We start from the raw sequence: 18,098 nt of genomic DNA, 5'->3' as shown, positions 1-18,098 counted from the left end.
TAATGAAGAAAATACTCTTTCTATTGCTGTTGACTTACAGCAATATTAAAGCAGCAGGGCCGAAAGACCCTGCTCTTTTTTCAAGTGCCAAACCCTGGGCTTATTGGTGGTGGCCAGGGAATGCTGTTTCTGAGAAAGGAATCACACATAATTTAGAGGCCTTCGCCAAAGCGGGCTTTGGAGGATTGCACATCATTCCCATTTATGGGGCAAAAGGCTATGAAAATCAATTCTTGAATTACCTAAGCCCAGCTTGGAATTCGAAATTGGCCTATGTCCTAAAGGAATCTAAAAGATTACATCTTGGGATTGATTTAACCTTAGGAACTGGATGGCCCTATGGAGGCCCTCAAATTGGCATCACCGAAGCCGCCAAAGCCTATAAGATTCAAACTTTGAATTTGTCTGAAGGAGAAACAATTGCAACTATTTCCTCCAGCTTAGATAAATTCCCGAATTCCCAATTAGTATCTATCACATCGTACCAAGGAAACAATTTTCAAGAAGATTTATGGCCCTTGTATCAACAAGGTAAAATCTCAAATTGGAGGGCAAAAACAGCGAATACGGTCATTTATCTATTTTATCAAACCCTAACCCAACAAAAAGTCAAACGTGCGGCTCCTGGTGGAGAAGGCTTGGTGATGGATCATTTTTCACAAGAAGCATGGGATGTGTATAAACAAGCCTTTGTCACCGTCTTAAAAAAATCACATGCGCCTCTTAGGGCCATTTATACGGATTCTTATGAAGTGTATGGTGCTAATTTCAGCCCTCGCGTATTTGATGAATTTAAGAGATTGAATGGCTATGACCTACGTCATTATTTACCTGTATTAGCAAAGTCCAAGGCAGAGGACGAATTTCAAAATCAAGTTTGGGCAGATTATCACCGTACTTTGGCTGATATGTTGCTCAATCAATTTACTAAACCATGGTCTAAATGGATTAAAAACCAAGGTTTCTTAAGTCGGGATCAGGCACATGGTTCTCCTGGAAATTTGATTGATTTATATGCTTCTGTGGATATTCCAGAAACAGAATTTTTTGGAAGTAAGCCTTATACCATTCCGGGATATCGCATTGACCCAGATTATGATAGCGTACGATTTGGTATACCAGATTTGAGAAATATCAAACTAGCTTCGTCTGCAGCTGATATTATGGGGAAAAAGCTGGTTTCTTGCGAAACGGCTACTTGGTTAGGGAATCATTTTAAAGTGTCATTAGCTCAAGTAAAACCCATCATTGATGAAGTATTTGTGGGTGGCGTGAACCACGTTTTTTATCATGGAGCTACCTATTCTCCGCCCGAAGTGGCTTGGCCAGGCTGGTTATTTTATGCTAGTACCAATTTTAATCCTCAAAGTCATTTTTGGGGTGCTTTACCCGAACTGAATAAATACATTGAAACATGTCAAAGCATGTTGCAGAAATACCCAACGGATTCTGACTTATTGCTGTATTTTCCCATGGAAGATATTTGGCATCAAAGAAATACCACAGGGAAAACCCACGCCCTTGATTTACATGCCAATAGTCGGGATTGGATGATTCAGACTCCCTTTGGAAAATGGTCCAATGCCTTACAAAATCGAGGTTTTCAAGTGGATTATGTGTCAGATTATTTGCTAAGTACCTTGCAAGTAATAGCTCCTAAAAAGTGGAAGGCCCCCTCAGGTAATATCTATAAAATGTTGTTGATTCCACCCAGCACACACTTGTCTTTAGAAACCATGGAGCTATTGGCCAAATGGGTAAAACAGGGGATGCCCGTTTATTTTTTAGAACATATTCCTTCAGTAACGAGTACTTGGAATTATTCGGATGAACAAAAGGAGCGTTGGTATAAGGCAAGAGAAAGTTTTCTCTTGAGGGTTTTATCTGATCCAGCAGATGTACTGACTCGTCATGCCGTAAGTAAAGAGACAATGGCTGAGCAAGGGCTTTCCTTTATTCGAAAAAGAACTGAAAATGGTTTTGCTTATTTTGTGACCAATTTATCCCATCAGTTTAGAGAGGGAAATGTAACATTGGCAAAATCTAGTGCTGGCATAGAAATACTAAATCCTTTGACACAGGAATTAAAGAAAGTTAAATTACCGAAATCTAAGTTGCTTCCACTCGTGTTGGCACCTGGCGAAAGTCGGATTATCCGCGTATCGAGTACTTTCAAGGGTGGAGTAGTATCTGAATTGACGGAGAAAAGCGAGGTTCAAATTAAGCCAACAAGTAAAATTCAAGTAGATTTTGTTCAAGGTGCACCTAACTTGCCTCATTCCCAACAAATGGATGAGTTGAATTATTGGACAAAGGAATCCTCCACGCATCAATTTAGTGGATCAGCGAAATACTCCTTTGATTTTTCATTAACCGCAGAAGAACTGAAATCAGCTAGAGTCCTTCATTTTGATCAAGTCCGTGACTGGGTCAAGGTGAAATTGAATGGAAAGGATTTGGGGATAGTTTGGTCCATTCCTTTTCAATTAAACATTCCTATGGGAATATTAAAGGAAGAAAACCACATTGAATTGGAAGTGACGAATGTTTCTGCCAATCGGATTCGGCAATTGGATAAAGAGGGAGGCAAGTGGAAGAATTTCTATGAAATTAATTTTGTGGACATTCGATATAATCCTTTCGATGCTTCCAATTGGCCCATTACCGATAGCGGACTCCAAGGAAAACTATATTTTAGTAATCGATGATAAGTCCAGTTGCACATTTGATTCAAAAAATGCACGTGCATCGTCATGAAGAAAATGCGCTTTGGATGAAGAAATACATGCGGGAACAATTTCCTTTTTTAGGTATAAAGAAACCTGTCAGGCATCAATTGTTAAAAGAATGGTATGCTCAAGAGGGGAAAGGATTAGACTGGTTTCAAGTGGCTAATGAGTTATTTCGTCTGAAAGAAAGGGAATTTCAATACATCGCCTTGGATTATCTTCTATTAGAGAAAAAAAACTGGGATGAACGAATTCCTCAATTGGTTGAAGATTGGATTGGAGATCAATCTTGGTGGGATGTCGTGGATGTTTTAGGGCCACATGTGATGGGAATATATGTGTTGAATCATCCAGAACAACGCGATTATTGGATACAGCGATGGCTGGATTCTGGGAATTTTTGGTTACAGCGAGTTTGTTTGTTATTTCAGCTGTCCTATAAGCAAAAAACCGATGTTTCATTGCTGGCTCAAATCATTGAGGATTTGGCGAAAGAGAAAGAGTTTTTTATTCAGAAAGCCATAGGGTGGTCACTTAGGCAACATGCACGAGTGGATGCTATTTGGGTCAAGGACTTTGTTTTATCTCATGATTTAGCCCCTTTGAGTAGGAGAGAAGCGCTCAAACATCTATAAAAAAGCCTTGTTGAGCTGTAGAAGTCCAACAAGGCTTTTTAAAGTAAATCCGTCCTAAGGTTTAAGCCTTATTCCTTTTTTTCATCAAGGCTAGTTCGTGAGCGGTATCGTAATAACTTCGCAAATTAGACCAATCAAAAGTGTCTGAAATACTCTCAACACGGTTTCTTTGGGTAATTCTTTCTCTTTGAGACTGCTGCGTAAATTTGAATAAATTATTAGCTAATTGCTCCACAGATTCTTGGTAAGTCTGAGATTTACGATTGACAACGCTCACACCCCATTGCTCATAATCACGCATAATTTGCATGATATAATCCCCAAAACCAGATAAATCAGATGTTACCGTAGGTACCCCTCTAGCCATGCATTCCAATGGTGTATATCCCCATGGTTCATAATAGCTTGGAAATACCCCTAGGTGGCATCCGCGGACGAATTGACTGTAATCTAATCCAAACAAAGGGTTGGTTGAAACGATAAAATCAGGGTGATAAACGATTTTGACTTTATCATCTGGGTTATTCAATAAATTAGTTCGGTGCAAATTGCGAATAATATCATCTTCTTGTTTTAACAAGTGAGTTACTACTTTAGGTCTAGAAGTAGACTTCCAAGTTTGAACCGTTCTTCTTAAACGAAGTCGCCAGTATTCATCGACAAAATTGTTTAAATCAGGTAGTTGTAAATTATTGGAGGAGGCGGCAGCTAAAAATAGTTTTTCACCTACTTCTTTTTCTATAGCAGAGCAGTTTTCTCGGATTTCATTCAAGACAGCTCTAGAATGTAAAACTTCAGGATCAATGGAATGATAGGGTTGTTTGGTTACAAAAAACATCACGACTGTTTTCTTGGAGCCAATTTCCTTCATTTTTTGATTTAACAAGGCAAGAGCATCAAGTGTTAAATCATAGCCTTTATTGCTATATTCAAATCTACCTGAGGTAAATAAGTATAAGGTTTGATCTAAGTCAAAAGCTTGACTTTGGAAAAAATGCCCCATGACAAATTCAGATAAATTCTGTTTGTATTTGGAGTGTAAATTTTGATGTTCGTGTAATGCCGCAAATCGTTGGATGTTCAACCCATTCGGTAAGATGAGTTCAGGAATTCTACCCAGAAAATATTGACATTCTTTGGCTGTAATATCACTGACAGTGGTTAATACGTCCGCTTTTTGAGCAGCTTGTCTTTCAAAACTGGCTTGTGCTTCAATGCCATAAGTAACAGCTTCTTTGTACCAGTCAAAGGTATCAATCACATCATAGAAATTGGGTACATTTCCTGCCAAATACCGCCCAAGCATGGTAGCATGCGTGGTAAATACCGTCGAAATCTTTACCTTTTCTTTCTTTAAATCAGGCAAACAAGTAGAGGCCATCCATTCATGAAAATGAACAATCAGGTCTTTTTTGTTTTGATTTTCCTGTGCCCATTTACTGATGAAAAGTCGGATTAATTCACCTAAAGCAATGGTCTGATTCACCAATTCCTCAACACCCAAAGTAGAAATTTTGTGGTTTTCCCAAATTCGACCCTTGATGGCATTGATTTGATCGTAAATAGAGGCGATATCAAAAAGAATGATTTTAGGCTTTCCCGTAATTAACCAATTTCCATAATGAACTTGGTAACCTTGTTCCCTCATCCACAATATAGCTCGTTCCATGGGAGTATCTTCCCCTACAGGTAAAGCTTCAAATTCTGCGGCAGCCGTTTGCGGGAAATAGGGTCCAAGTAAAGCATAATCTTCACCCCATTTCTCCACCATGGAGGGTACTTTGGTACGAATTACCGTATAAATACCACCTACTTGATTACATGTTTCCCAAGCTACTTCAACTAAGAATTTCTTTTTAACTACGGGCTTTCTTGTTTTAACTTCGTTCGTCATAGTGAAAATGATTTAAGACATGTAAGAGGCACTTTCTATTACTTGGGTTTTACCATTTTTGGTAATAGTGAAATTAAAGCCTTTTTGGATAGAATAAGCGCCATATTCCCCTTTTTTATTCATAGCTAAATAGCCAACCTGAAATTCTTGGTATTTGTAACGTTTCACAATCCGCATAATCGCCTCTTCACAAGCTTGTTGCGGACTTTTACCTTGACGCATGAATTCCACAATGAGAAATGAACCTAAGGTTTTCATGACAAATTCACCTAATCCAGTAGCGCATGCACCTCCTACTTCATCATCGCAAAAAACAGCTCCTCCAATGATGGGTGAATCTCCCACACGACCATGCATTTTAAAGGCCATCCCACTAGTGGAACAAGCCCCAGCTATTTCGCCAGCTTTCCCTAAAGCTAATAATCCGATGGTATCATGGCGTTCAATGTTCACTTTAGGCTCGTATTTGGCTTGTTTTTTCCATTCGAGCCAGGCTTTTTTTGATTTCTCCGTCAATAGGTCTTGCTTCTTGAATCCTTGAGATAAAGCGAATTCTAAAGCACCAGCACCAGAGAGCATCACATGTGGCGTTTTTTCCATCACGGCTCTAGCTACGGATATAGGGTGCATGATGTGTTCCAAAAAAGTAACTGATCCAGCGTTGCCTAAGTGATCCATGATGCAAGCATCTAACGTCACATGGCCATCACGATCTGGAAACCCTCCGTAACCCACCGTAGTCTCGTTGGGGTCAGCTTCAGGTACCCAGGCACCTGCTTCTACTCCATCCAAGGCTTTACCTGTTTCCATGATTTTTTGGTAACCAGCTTGGGTACCTTTTTCATTTTTCCAAGTAGCAATAATGATGGGTTCAGTTAGCGTAGTTTGTTGTGCTATTAATGCAGGACTCGTGAGTCCCAATACTCCTGTTGTTTGTAAAAATGATCTTCTTTTCATTCAAATTTTATGGCCTCGCCCTCTTAAGAATTAATTTTGTTTGTTGATTGAATAACAAATGTGTAAAATTGTCTTTCCAAAGTAAAAAAAAATCTTTGAATTTTCATCTTCAAATTCGTGCCCAACGCTTCAATGAGACAATTTAAATCCTTTTTCCCTTTAATCGTAACCTTGATTTGGACTTATGCGTTACATACTAACTGGGGAACCTTACCTCCGATGGGTAAATTACTAAGTCCTTTCCATGGATTTTGGGTCAATGCCGAAAAAGCAGATGCTTCTGAACAGACCGAGGAGACATTACAAATACCTGGGCTAATTGAGCCTGTTCAAGTCTTGTACGATGAAATGGCCATTCCCCATGTTTTTGCTAAAAACGACCATGATTTATATTTGGCGCAAGGTTATTTAACAGCCAAAGATCGTTTGTGGCAAATGGAATTTCAAACCCACTTTGCTGGGGGTAGAATATCCGAAATAGTAGGTTCCAAAGGAATGGTTTCAGATCAGTTCCAACGTAGAATGGGGGCTGTTTATGGAGCTGAACAGTCCTTGAGAGGAATGGTCGAAGATCCTGTGGCAAAAGCCTCTTTGGTGGCTTATTCAGATGGAGTCAATGCTTATATTGAAAGTCTTACCGATCGAACTTTACCCTTGGAGTATAAACTATTGAATTATCTTCCTGAAAAATGGGAGCCCTTAAAAAGTGCTCTGTTTTTGAAGAATATGTCTTTCGTATTGGCTTCTGGAACAGATGATTTAAAAATGACCAATATTTTGAGAAAATACGGTCGAGAGGTAGCTGAACACTTATTTCCCAATTATCCCTTTGAAGAGAGTCCTATCATTCCAGAAGGTACCCCCTTGGATTTCAAACCGCTGCCTATACCCACTGCTCCGGCAGATTTTATTGGATTGGGAAGTACCATGAAAACACCAGAGAAAGACCCTAATACGGGCTCTAATAACTGGGCAGTAGCTGGAAATAAAACGATTTCGGGCATGCCTATTTTGGCCAATGACCCGCACCTGACTTTATCATTACCATCCATTTGGTATCAAATGCAATTAGTAGCTCCGGGGATAAATGTATATGGTTCCACCATGCCAGGCTCCCCTAATGTGATTGCCGGTTTTAATAAAAACATTGCTTGGGGGGTGACCAATGTAGGATCTGATGTTATGGATTGGTATCAAATCAAATTCAAGGACGCTTCCAAAAAGGAATACTGGCATGATGGGAAATGGAAGAAAACATCCATGAGGATAGAAAGATTTAAAGTGAGGGGAGAGGATGATTTTGTAGACACTGTATTTTTCACTCACCATGGCCCTGTGGTTTATTTAAGTCATGAGAAACCATTCCGTTCGAATATTCCAGTAGGACATGCGTTGAAATGGATTGCCTTAGAAAAATCAAGTGAGGTATCAGCCTTTTATCAGTTGAATCGTGCAGCTAATTATGATGAATATAAAGCCGCCATAACGCATTTTTCTGCACCTGCCCAAAACTTTGTATTTGCTAGTAATCAAGGAGATATAGCACTTTGGGTCAATGGTAAATTTCCATTAAAAGCTAATTTACAAGGTAAATATTTACTGGATGGTACGGATCCTGAGGCAGATTGGAAAGGCTATATTCCTCATGATCATGATCCACATGTGAAAAATCCACCTAGAGGTTTTGTGAGCTCGGCCAATCAGTTTTCTGTTGATAAAAGCTATCCTTACTATCTGGGTTGGCAATTTGCTCCATCGGATCGCGGTCGAAGAATCAATGAACGGTTGTCTGTCATGAATAAAGCAACGGTGGATTCATTGCGAGGATTACAAAATGACAATTTTAATATTCGCGCTCGTCGATTATTACCTTTATTAATACCACATGTGAGCAATCCGAATCCTCAAATGGCAGCGGCATTAGACGTGCTTAAAAAATGGGATTTACAAAATTCTAAAGAGTCGATTGGGGCCACCATCTTTGAAAATTGGGTGATTTTATTGCAGTCTTCTCTTTGGGATGATGAATTCAATGCAGATGAAAAGGCGCCAATGAATATCCCAACAGTAGATCGTACGTTGAAATTAATGATAGAAGAGCCAGGGGCAATTTGGTGGGATAATGTGACAACAAAAAACAAGAAAGAAAGTATGAGCGATATTATTCGTACTTCATTTCAAGCGAATATAGATAGTTTAACCAAACAGCATGGCCCAATGGGAGCAGATTGGGTTTGGTATAAACATAAGCAAACAGGCGTGAGACACTTAATTCCTGGTATGGATGCTTTGAGCCGACTAAATATTCCTATTGGCGGAGGTGGAAGTATCGTGAATGCTTCGACTACCAAAACAGGTCCATCATGGAGGTTAGTGGTGGAACTCTCCAAATCAGGCAATCCGAATGCCTATGGCGTATATCCAGGAGGCCAGTCTGGAAATCCCGGAAGTACACATTATGATGATTTAATCGATACATGGGCTAAAGGAGAATTGAGGCCACTTTTATTCATGAATCAGGCGGATCAAAAGACCAATCGAATTCGTAAAAAAATGATATTAACAAAGTAATTATGGCACAACGTAAAATGAATACATCTTTTGGCCTCACTGTGGTGTTCATCATGGTTATTGTGGGAGCTATTGTTCAAACCTATTTACCCTGGTATTCCATGGGAATAGCCTTTGGTATTATTTCCTTCTTTATAGCTTTACCTAGTAGAACAGCTTTTTTAATTGGCTTGGTTTCAGGCTTTGTTTTATGGGCTTTAGCCGCAGTTTGGATGGATAGTCAATTCCCGAGTACCTTGCCATTTCGCATGGCACAAATTTTACCTTTAGGAGGAAGTGTGGTAGCATTATACTTGGTAACAGGTGTTTTTGGAGGTTTGACAGGGGCTTTATGGTCTTGGGCAGGCTCAAAATTGCGAGGAACTCATTGAAAATTGTAATTTTTTAGGACAACTGAATAAGACCTTGTATCTTTACGTTCTAGTCATTATTAAACATTATACCCCGTGAAAAATCTTCATTATGCTTGGTTAGTCGTATTAACTTTTGCTATTGCTTATTTGTATTTTAAACCAACAGGATCTTCTGCAGGAATTGGTGTTGCCACTACAGACGGAAAGAGAATTGTATTTGTTAATTCAGATTCCCTGTTGAATAACTATCAATTTTACAAAGACGCTCAAAAGGAGTTTGAAAATAAAGGATACCGTTTACAAGTTGATTTAGGTCAAAAAGAACGGGCTCTTCAAGGAGAATTACAAGCGATTCAACAACGTGCCTCTGCGATGACTCAAGCAGAATTGCAAGCAGCTGATATGACTTTGAAAAAGAAAGGAGCTGAATTGCAACAATATAGCCAGCAAAAGCAAGCTGAGTTGGGTCAAGAACAAGCAAAGAAAAACGAAGAGTTATACAATAACATTCGTGAGTATATCACTAAAGTGAACAAAGAGAACAAATACGAATTCGTTTTAGGTTATTCTAAATTAGGTGGAGGTATTTTATTTGCCGATGCTTCTGTTGATGTTACTCAAAAAATGATTGAAGGTTTGAACAAAGAATACGCTGCCAAAAAAACAGGTAAGTAATCTTTTAAACTCGAAAAAGCCACGCAGTGAATCTGTGTGGCTTTTTTAATTGTATTATTATGGTAAGAGAGAAAATTCAAAAGAAAGTTGAAATCCAGAATAGAAGGGCTTCTTTTGAATATGCATTTTTAGAGACTTGGACTGCAGGATTGGTTTTAACTGGTACGGAGATAAAATCCATCCGTCAAGGTAAAGCGAACCTGACGGATGCTTATTGCCTTTTTATGCAAGATGAATTATATGTGAGAAATATGCATATTTCTACCTACGAGGAAGGGACACATTTCAATCACACACCGCTTCGAGATCGAAAATTATTATTATCAAAAAGAGAGTTGAAAAAACTTCAAAAAGAGTTGAAGAATGTGGGTCTGACAATCATTCCTACTCGCTTATTTATTTCTGACAAAGGTTATGCCAAATTAAACATAGCCTTAGCAAAAGGTAAAAAGAGTTTCGATAAACGAGAAGATATCAAGGAGAAGGATGTCAAACGAGAAATGGCTAGACAATTGTCCTAAGCTTTATTTCGAAAGCGTTTAGCCATCTTTACTGCTGCCATAATGAGTATCCCGAAAAGGGTGAATCCCACCAAACCATAAAGCCAATCCAGGCTATTTTTACCCACAACCAAAAAGACGACCGATACCAATAAAATGGTAGCAATTTCATTGAATAGACGTAGCTGAGGTCCTGAGAAAATGAAATTCTGTTGACGAAATGCTAAGATGATATAGCGGCAATAAAAATGATAAATCGTTATTCCAACCACAAAGGCGAGCTTTAGGTGCAACCAAGTATGCTGTCCAAAGCCATCCCACCATTGAAGATAAATCAAGCTTAGGCCTGTCAACCAGGTTAAAAACATAGCCGGTATCATGATGGCATTGAACAATACCTTTTCCATTTTTTCAAATTGAGTAGAAAGGATGTTACGCTCTGGCTCCGCTTTATCTTGCGATTCTGCGTGATAGACCAATAGACGAGGCAAATAGAATAATCCAGCAAACCAACTTACCACAAAAATGATGTGCAGTGATTTTAAAATTGGATAAATCATGGTCTTTGGTAACGTTTGAAAAAACTATTGACTTTTAGTTGAATGACGCCAAAGATAGCTTCTTTAAAAATATTAGCAGACATTTTACTTTCACCTTTTGTTCGATCGGTGAAAATTATAGGGACTTCCACAATTTTAAAGCCATATTTCCAAGTAGTAAATTTCATCTCAACTTGAAAAGCATAGCCAATGAATTTGATTTCAGCCAGAGGAATGGTTTCTAAGACTTGTCTTCGATAACAAACAAATCCCGCTGTGGCATCTTGGATAGGCATTCCAGTAATGAAACGGACATAAAAACCAGCAAAATACGACATCAAAACTCGACCGATTGGCCAATTGACTACATTGACTCCATTGATATAACGAGAACCAATAGACATGTCGGCACCATGCTCACAGGCTTGGTATAGTCTAATTAGATCATCTGGATTATGTGAGAAATCAGCATCCATTTCAAAGATGAAATCGTATTTTTTTTGAATGCAATAATTGAATCCAGCAATATAAGCGGTACCTAATCCTAGTTTACCTTGGCGTTCAATCAGGTGGATTCTATCAGGAAAGTTTGATTGAACTTGTTTGACCACTTGGGCTGTACCATCCGGTGAGCCGTCATCTACAATTAATAAATCGAATAAGGGATCTAAGCTCATTACCTTTTCGATAATCGCTTGGATGTTTTCAATTTCATTGTAAGTCGGGATGATGACAATCCTCGAATTCATAAATTTAATTTTTTGGGTAGCAAAAACATTCAGTAATGTGGTCATTAACCAGGCCTGCAGCTTGCATAAATGAATAGCAAATGGTAGGGCCAACGAATTTAAAACCGTGTTTCTTCAGGGATTTGCTCATGGCTAATGAGATTTCCGTACTGCTAGGCAATTCTTGATGACTGAAGAAGTGGTTTTGTATGGGGGTGAACCTCACAAAATCCCAAATGTAGCGGTCAAAGCTACCAAATTTTTCCTGAATTTTGATAAATGCTTTCGCATTCGTTTTAACTGCATTGATTTTTAAACGATTTCGAATAATTTTTGGGTTTAAGAGGCATTCTTGTAGCTTTTCATCTGTCCAGTTAGCTATTTGATGGTAATCAAATTGGTCAAAAGTCTCCCTGAAATCTTCTCTTTTTCGTAAAATAGTAATCCAACTTAAGCCCGATTGAAAACCTTCTAATATCAAAAGTTCAAATAATTTTTGCTCATCATGAAGTGGTTGCCCCCACTCGGTATCATGATAATTTAAATATATTGGGTCGGAAGAAACCCATCCACATCGAGTTAGATTCGTCATATAGCAGAATTAGCCTGCAAGCAAGTGAATTTATAGCGATTTGCCTTGTTAAAAACTGATAATTTCACAAAAGTTGAATTCATTACTTTTTTGGTCCTTAATCTTAATAAATATTTTATACCTTTGAAATTAGATAAGGGTGTGTAATTTTTTCTTAAAGATTGTCACTTAATAGGGAATTTGGTAAAAGCCAAAACTGTCCCCGCAACTGTAAGTTTTTGTAAAACATTTATCCATACTAAAGCCACTGGATTTTCTGGGAAGGCAGATAAATGATGAAAACGAGTCAGGAGACCTGCCTTTTTCAATTCTTGATGTCGCATTACGGAGGATGAGACGAGATCGAGCGTTCGAGTATTTTTTCAATTTTATAGCCGAGAGGCTAAACATCATGTTTCATTTTAAATCGCAATGCTTGGCATTGGGGGCAATCTTATTCCCTAGCGCCGTGGTTTTTGCTCAGCAATCTGCTGAATCACAATTATTGTCAGAGGTACAAGTATCTGCACCAAAGTATCCTCAAAAATTAAATCAAACTGGGAAAGTGATTAGTTTGATTAGTCGGGCTCAACTTGACCAAATGGCAGGTAAAAGTTTGGCGGAAGTCTTGCAAAGTCAGGTAGGAATTTCAGTAAATGGGGCTAGAAGCGCACCCGGATCCAATCAAGAAATATATGTTCGTGGAGCCAACACGGGACATGTATTGTTATTGATTGATGGTTTTCCAGTGAATGATCCATCCCATATTTCACAAGTGATGGATTGGAATTTATTGGATATCAGCTCATTGGAGCGGATTGAGATTTTGAAAGGTGGTCAATCCACCTTATACGGTTCTGATGCGATGGCGGGGGTTATCAATCTAGTGACACAAAAATCAAGTGCAAAGCAAGTACAAGGTCATGTGCAAATTCAAGCAGGAAGTATAGGGGAGTTAAACACCACGGCACAAGTACGTGGTTCTCTTGCTAAGAATCAATGGAATGTACACGTTCGTGATTTTGTTAGTCAAGGATATTCTGCGGCGAAAGACACAGTTGGGAACTACGAGAAAGATGGATTCCGTCAGCAACAAGTTCATTTAGGCTGGTCGCGACCCATTGGTGAAAAATCTTGGTTGGATGTTTATTATCAATGGAATACCAACCGAAGTAATTTAGATGCAGGGCCCTTTGCCGATGAAAAAGATTATACAGCAAAGGCTAATTCAAGTTCTTTACGTTTGCAATATCAATTCAAAGGCTTAAATACAACCTGGTATTTACGTGCATTTCATGAAATCATACATCGTGAATTCAAGAATGATTCAACGTTTATAGCAGCGAATGCATGGTCAAATTTCTCATTTTCTTCATATCATGGAAAAAGCCAGGGGCTTGAATGGTATGGTAAATGGTCACTGGGCAAGGAATTTGTATTATTAGCAGGTACGGAATATCGGTATCAAAATACCTTGCAATCCGATTATTCCGTGAGTGCTTTTGGCCGATATGATTCACCATCTTTGGCTCCAGAAAAAGCTAATCAATCGATTTTGGCAACTTATGCCACGCTTCAGAAAAACTGGAAAATGGGTGGAATAGAAGTAGGAACTCGATGGAACAAATCATTCAATTTTGGGGATTTTACCACATTTAATATCAATCCTTATGTGTTTTTGTCCAAACAATGGAAGCTATTTGCCAATGGATATACAGGATTTAAAGTTCCTTCTCTATATCAATTATATTCTCCTTATGGGAATAATGAATTGAAACCTGAACTAGGTTCAACTTTGGAAGTTGGTTTGTCATATTTGGATGCCGGTTGGTCAGTAAGGTTGCTTGGATTTCAGAATCTGGTAAAAGACGGTATCGTTTTTCAATCCAAGAATGTAGATCCTTATGGTCAATATGTGAATGTTTCAAAGCAAAGTACACAAGGAATCGAATTAGAAGGAGCTTACCGCCAGGGTCGTATTAGTGCCACATTGAATTATACCTTTTTAGATGGTACCATGACGAACAAATTTGCTGGGAAAGATAGTACCTATTCCTCTTTGATAAGACGGCCGGCTCATGCAGTCGTGTTAAATTGGGGAATTCGACTAAGTAGTCAGTGGCAAGTGTCCTTGTTGCACCATTGGCAAGCAAAAAGAACAGATTTTGTATATGATGAAGCGTTGTTTTCTGTCGTATCTAAGGAATTGAAACCCTATGTTTGGGCTGAATTACAAAGTAGTTATGAGGTGAATAAGCACATACATATCAATCTGTTGATTAAGAATGTATATAATCAATTATTTGTGGAATCTTATGGATACGCAACACAGCCTTTGAATGCAGTATTGGCGCTTAAATACAGATGGTAGTGATCAACAACGCTGTCAAGGTTTTAAACCTTGACAGCGTTAGGCAAATGTATCTATTTTGCTCATTCCCAAAGGGCTAAAAATTGATAAATTTTTCAAAATACCAATGAATTGATATGTTGAAATTAATCCAATAAGTTGGAGTATTTTTTGAAAAAAATCATGGAAATTTACCAACGCTGTCAAGGTTTTAAACCTTGACAGCGTTAATGATTTTAAGGCTTAAATCGCTCATAGACTTCTTTCCCAGAAACAGGATCTTTGCCAAATAACTCAATATAATTTACGGAAGGCATGAATTTGCTTTCATCCACATTGACATAGACGCGCTTTAATATTTGCAACTTACCATTGATGGGGAACAGAGCAATGGGAACTCCTTTCGGGTCTAGTTTTACCACAAATTTTCTCTTACGATAAGCTAGGAAATAACCTTCATAGGAAGGCTCTAATTCAGTATTGATTTTATTGGTATACAGTCCATATGCCAAGGTCTTCTGTATGGAAGATAATTCTTCTTGTTGGCCTTTTTCGGTATAGCGAATCCAGTAAGTATGCACGGGGTTTTTAGCATTCAGTGCCTTATTAGATGTTAAATTGGCATCATAAACGACGACATTTGAATTTGAACTACGTTGAATGTAAAACAAACGTATGGCGCTTTCCGGTGGAGTAGGAAAGGGTTCTACTTTGGCAATCGTCGGTAAAGTACCTATTGCTAGCCAAAGGAAAATACTAATAAAAGCAGACGGATTATTCAATATAAAGCCTCGATGAAATAAGAAAATGATTATTGTTTTTCCATTTTTTCAACGATTTCCTCAGAAATACCTACGCAAGAAAATCCTCCATCGTGGAACAAGTTTTGCATCGTTACTTTGCGAGTTAAATCTGAAAATAAAGTGATGACATAATCAGCACATTCATCAGCCGTAGCGTTTCCAAGAGGTGACATTTGATTCGCATATTCGTAGAAGGCATTGAAACCACTAATTCCCGTTCCTGCAGTCGTCTTAGTTGGAGATTGGGAAACAGTATTGACACGAACTCCTTTGGCTTTGCCGTAGTGGTAACCATAAGAGCGAGCAATGGATTCTAGCATAGCTTTAGCTTGAGCCATATCCGTGTAATCAGGGAATGAACGCTGAGCCGCAATGTAGGAAAGTGCTACGACTGAGCCTCCTTGAGCAATTGCATCTTTTTTCTGAGCTACTTGAAGCATTTTATGAAAAGAAAGAGCAGATACATCCAATGATTTTAAAAACCATTCGTAGTTTAGATCTCCGTATTCACGTCCTTTACGAATATTGGTACTCATTCCAATGGAATGTAATACAAAATCGATTGGTCCACCTAAATATTCCATGGACTCGTCATATAATTTTTCTAAGTCTTCAATCGACGTGGCATCGGCACCGATTACTTTAGCGCCACATTTTTCGGCTAAATGATTGATTTCGCCCATACGCATTGCGAGTGGAGCATTAGTTAAGGTGAAAGTGGCTCCTTCTTCATGAGCTCTTTCTGCAATTTTCCAGGCGATGGAATCTTCGTTTAACGCGCCAGAGATAATACCTCTTTTTCCTTTGAGTAATTGATATGCCATAAGAAGCGATCTAGATCGATTGAAATTTTGTGATTTTGCTTCCAAAGTAACGAATTTTTTCTCAGAATAGAATGGATTTATTCATCTCAAATACCATTCTATTTGCTGAATGGGTTGTTATTTAGAAAATTATGCGTAAATTGCAGAGGAAATTTAAGAAATGAAGAGGGGTTTTTTAATCCCTCTTTTTGTTTTCAATTGAAAAAGCATGGGTGATTTATCAGAAAAAATTAGGGAGTGGTTGTTGGCTTATGTGGGAGAGGGTCCTATTTTTTTAGTTGATTTACAGGTTTCGCAAGGTAGCAAACGTAGTCTTGTAACAATCCTAGTGGATACATTAGAAGGTGTATCCATTGACGAATGTGCTTTGTTGAGTCGTAAATTGGCTCATCACATAGAAGAGAACGCTTGGATAGAGGAGGCCTATAATTTAGAAGTCTCTTCTCCTGGTTTAGATTTCCCATTAACACAGGGATGGCAATTTCAAAAGAACTTGGGACGCAAGGTTAAAGTTTGGATGAAAAAAGAAGGGCAAGTGGAAGGAGCACTATTGGCTTACAAAGAGGATTCGATTGAAATATTAACAGAGAAAACGCTGAAACACCGCGTGATTGTGGCGAAGGAATCTACTTGGTTTTCTTTGGCAGATATAGATAAAATTAAAGTACAAGTGTCATTTCAATAAAAAAAGAGAGATAGCAATGAACAGTGTTGAATTAATTTCGTCATTTGCAGAGTTTGCTCGGGAAAAGAACATTGATAAGCCGTCGATGATTGCGGTTTTAGAGGATGTGTTTCGTACCATGATTCGTAAGAAATTTGGTTCCGATGAAAACTTCAATGTGATTATCAATCCCGAGAGTGGCGATTTAGAGATGTGGCGTACACGTGAAATCGTGGACGATAATTCAGAGGATATTTGGGATTTTGATAAAATTCCATTGTCAGAAGCGAAATTAATCGAGCCCGATTTTGAGATTGGAGAAGAAGTAGCTGAATTAATTAAACTAGAGGATTTTGGTCGTCGTGTAGTTCAAACTGCTCGTCAAACTTTGATTCAAAAGATTAAGGATATAGAAAAGGAGAGTCTTTATGATAAGTATAAAGATTTAGTAGGAGAATTAGTAAGCTCGGAAGTATACCAAATATTAGGTCGTGAGTTAATCTTGTTGGATAGTGAAGACAATGAATTGATTTTACCAAAAACGGAAATGATTCCTAAGGATCGTTTCAAGAAGGGAGAAACAATCAAAGCCATTATTCACAAGGTGGAAATGGCGAATGGTACACCACGAATCATTCTATCACGTATCTCACCTGTATTTTTGGAGCGTTTGTTTGAACAAGAAATTCCAGAAATTTATGATGGTACCATAACGATTCGTAAGATTGTTCGTGAGCCAGGCGAACGTGCTAAAGTAGCAGTAGAGTCTTATGATGACCGCATTGATCCAGTTGGTGCATGTGTGGGTATGAAAGGATCACGTATTCATGGCATAGTTCGTGAATTACAGAATGAAAATATTGACGTGATTAATTTCACTGATAATTTAGAGTTATTGGTAGCCAGAACCTTGAGTCCAGCTAAATTGAACTCGATGACTATTGATAAAGAGCGTAAGCGTATTTCGGTATTCTTAAACTCGGATCAAGTTTCCATGGCGATTGGTCGTGGAGGTCAAAACATTAAACTAGCAGGTAAGTTAGTGGGATATGAAATTGATGTCTTCCGCGATGTTCCTAAGGATGAATTGGACGAGGAGGATGTAGAATTGAATGAATTCTCTGACGACATTGACGCTTGGATTTTGGATGAGCTACATAAAATAGGTTTGGATACAGCCAAGCAGGTTTTAGCTTTATCTAAAGAAGAGTTAGAGCGTAGAACGGAGTTGGAAGAGGAGACGATCGAAGATATCTTAACGATTCTTCGTGCTGAATTTGAGTAAGTTGTAACACATTGAATGAA

Annotated in this window: 16 protein-coding genes and 1 riboswitch; of the genes, 9 read left to right on the top strand and 7 right to left on the bottom strand. The window is 38.5% G+C overall.

Translation table 11 applies throughout. The features are described 5' to 3' along the window. The first annotated feature begins 2 nt into the window (after positions 1–2). Positions 3–2,708: a glycosyl hydrolase gene (locus G9H65_RS06225; RefSeq protein WP_166374484.1), complete on the top strand. Its 2,706-nt coding sequence runs from the start codon at positions 3–5 to the stop codon at positions 2,706–2,708. Continuing rightward, on the top strand, positions 2,705–3,364 hold the full coding sequence (locus G9H65_RS06220; protein WP_166374483.1) for a DNA alkylation repair protein: 660 nt from the start codon (positions 2,705–2,707) through the stop codon (positions 3,362–3,364). Before G9H65_RS06225 ends, G9H65_RS06220 begins: the two co-directional genes overlap by 4 nt. A gap of 61 nt (positions 3,365–3,425) precedes the next feature. On the opposite strand, the gene G9H65_RS06215 is transcribed toward G9H65_RS06220, so the two are convergent. Further along, entirely contained in the window at positions 3,426–5,258 is a 1,833-nt protein-coding gene (locus tag G9H65_RS06215; RefSeq protein WP_166374482.1) for a glycosyltransferase, read from the bottom strand. Positions 5,259–5,270: 12 nt separating this feature from the next. Beyond that, the gene (locus G9H65_RS06210) at positions 5,271–6,215 is read right to left on the bottom strand and encodes an isoaspartyl peptidase/L-asparaginase family protein (protein WP_166374481.1); all 945 of its coding nucleotides are present in this window, start codon (positions 6,213–6,215) and stop codon (positions 5,271–5,273) included. A gap of 132 nt (positions 6,216–6,347) precedes the next feature. Between G9H65_RS06210 and G9H65_RS06205 the strand changes: the two genes are divergently transcribed. The 4 genes from G9H65_RS06205 (at position 6,348) to smpB (ending at position 10,335) form a co-directional block, all read left to right on the top strand. Continuing rightward, entirely contained in the window at positions 6,348–8,786 is a 2,439-nt protein-coding gene (locus G9H65_RS06205) for a penicillin acylase family protein (RefSeq protein ID WP_166374480.1), read from the top strand. Positions 8,787–8,788: 2 nt separating this feature from the next. Next, positions 8,789–9,157: a hypothetical protein gene (locus G9H65_RS06200; protein ID WP_166374479.1), complete on the top strand. Its 369-nt coding sequence runs from the start codon at positions 8,789–8,791 to the stop codon at positions 9,155–9,157. A 75-nt stretch (positions 9,158–9,232) separates the two neighbouring features. Then, positions 9,233–9,814, top strand: a complete 582-nt coding sequence (locus G9H65_RS06195) for an OmpH family outer membrane protein (protein WP_166374478.1) — start codon at positions 9,233–9,235, stop codon at positions 9,812–9,814. Between the two features lie 59 nt (positions 9,815–9,873). Further along, a complete protein-coding gene (smpB, locus tag G9H65_RS06190) occupies positions 9,874–10,335 on the top strand; it encodes an SsrA-binding protein SmpB (protein ID WP_166374477.1) in 462 nt (153 codons plus the stop codon). On the opposite strand, the gene G9H65_RS06185 is transcribed toward smpB, so the two are convergent. The 3 genes from G9H65_RS06185 to G9H65_RS06175 are packed head-to-tail and all read right to left on the bottom strand — an operon-like array spanning position 10,332 to position 12,173. Continuing rightward, a complete protein-coding gene (locus G9H65_RS06185; protein WP_166374476.1) occupies positions 10,332–10,874 on the bottom strand; it encodes a CopD family protein in 543 nt (180 codons plus the stop codon). The genes smpB and G9H65_RS06185 overlap by 4 nt on opposite strands. Further along, positions 10,871–11,602, bottom strand: coding sequence for a polyprenol monophosphomannose synthase (locus tag G9H65_RS06180; protein ID WP_166374475.1), 732 nt, complete (start codon positions 11,600–11,602; stop codon positions 10,871–10,873). The genes G9H65_RS06185 and G9H65_RS06180 overlap by 4 nt, the downstream gene beginning before the upstream one ends. Before the next feature lie 4 nt (positions 11,603–11,606). After that, complete coding sequence (locus tag G9H65_RS06175) at positions 11,607–12,173, bottom strand: DNA-3-methyladenine glycosylase I (RefSeq protein WP_166374474.1); 567 nt, start codon at positions 12,171–12,173, stop codon at positions 11,607–11,609. Positions 12,174–12,293: 120 nt separating this feature from the next. Next, positions 12,294–12,490: riboswitch (cobalamin riboswitch) on the top strand. Between the two features lie 74 nt (positions 12,491–12,564). Here G9H65_RS06175 and G9H65_RS06170 point away from each other — a divergent pair. Then, positions 12,565–14,523, top strand: coding sequence for a TonB-dependent receptor plug domain-containing protein (locus G9H65_RS06170; protein ID WP_166374473.1), 1,959 nt, complete (start codon positions 12,565–12,567; stop codon positions 14,521–14,523). A 215-nt stretch (positions 14,524–14,738) separates the two neighbouring features. Here G9H65_RS06170 and G9H65_RS06165 read toward each other — a convergent pair whose 3' ends face one another. Further along, entirely contained in the window at positions 14,739–15,284 is a 546-nt protein-coding gene (locus tag G9H65_RS06165; protein WP_166374472.1) for a DUF4833 domain-containing protein, read from the bottom strand. Positions 15,285–15,313: 29 nt separating this feature from the next. Then, the gene (locus G9H65_RS06160) at positions 15,314–16,129 is read right to left on the bottom strand and encodes an enoyl-ACP reductase FabI (RefSeq protein ID WP_166374471.1); all 816 of its coding nucleotides are present in this window, start codon (positions 16,127–16,129) and stop codon (positions 15,314–15,316) included. Between the two features lie 208 nt (positions 16,130–16,337). Between G9H65_RS06160 and G9H65_RS06155 the strand changes: the two genes are divergently transcribed. Next, positions 16,338–16,814: a ribosome maturation factor RimP gene (locus G9H65_RS06155; RefSeq protein WP_166374470.1), complete on the top strand. Its 477-nt coding sequence runs from the start codon at positions 16,338–16,340 to the stop codon at positions 16,812–16,814. Positions 16,815–16,830: 16 nt separating this feature from the next. Further along, positions 16,831–18,078 (top strand): transcription termination factor NusA, encoded by a 1,248-nt coding sequence (gene nusA, locus G9H65_RS06150; RefSeq protein WP_166374469.1) that lies wholly within the window; start codon positions 16,831–16,833, stop codon positions 18,076–18,078. Positions 18,079–18,098 lie beyond the last annotated feature (20 nt).

The sequence above is a fragment of the Aquirufa ecclesiirivi genome (assembly GCF_011250515.1).
In the GTDB taxonomy this organism is placed as follows: Bacteria; Bacteroidota; Bacteroidia; order Cytophagales; family Spirosomataceae; genus Aquirufa; species Aquirufa ecclesiirivi.
Note: the sequence above shows the minus strand (reverse complement) of the source record. Positions and strands in the feature narration are given on the sequence as shown.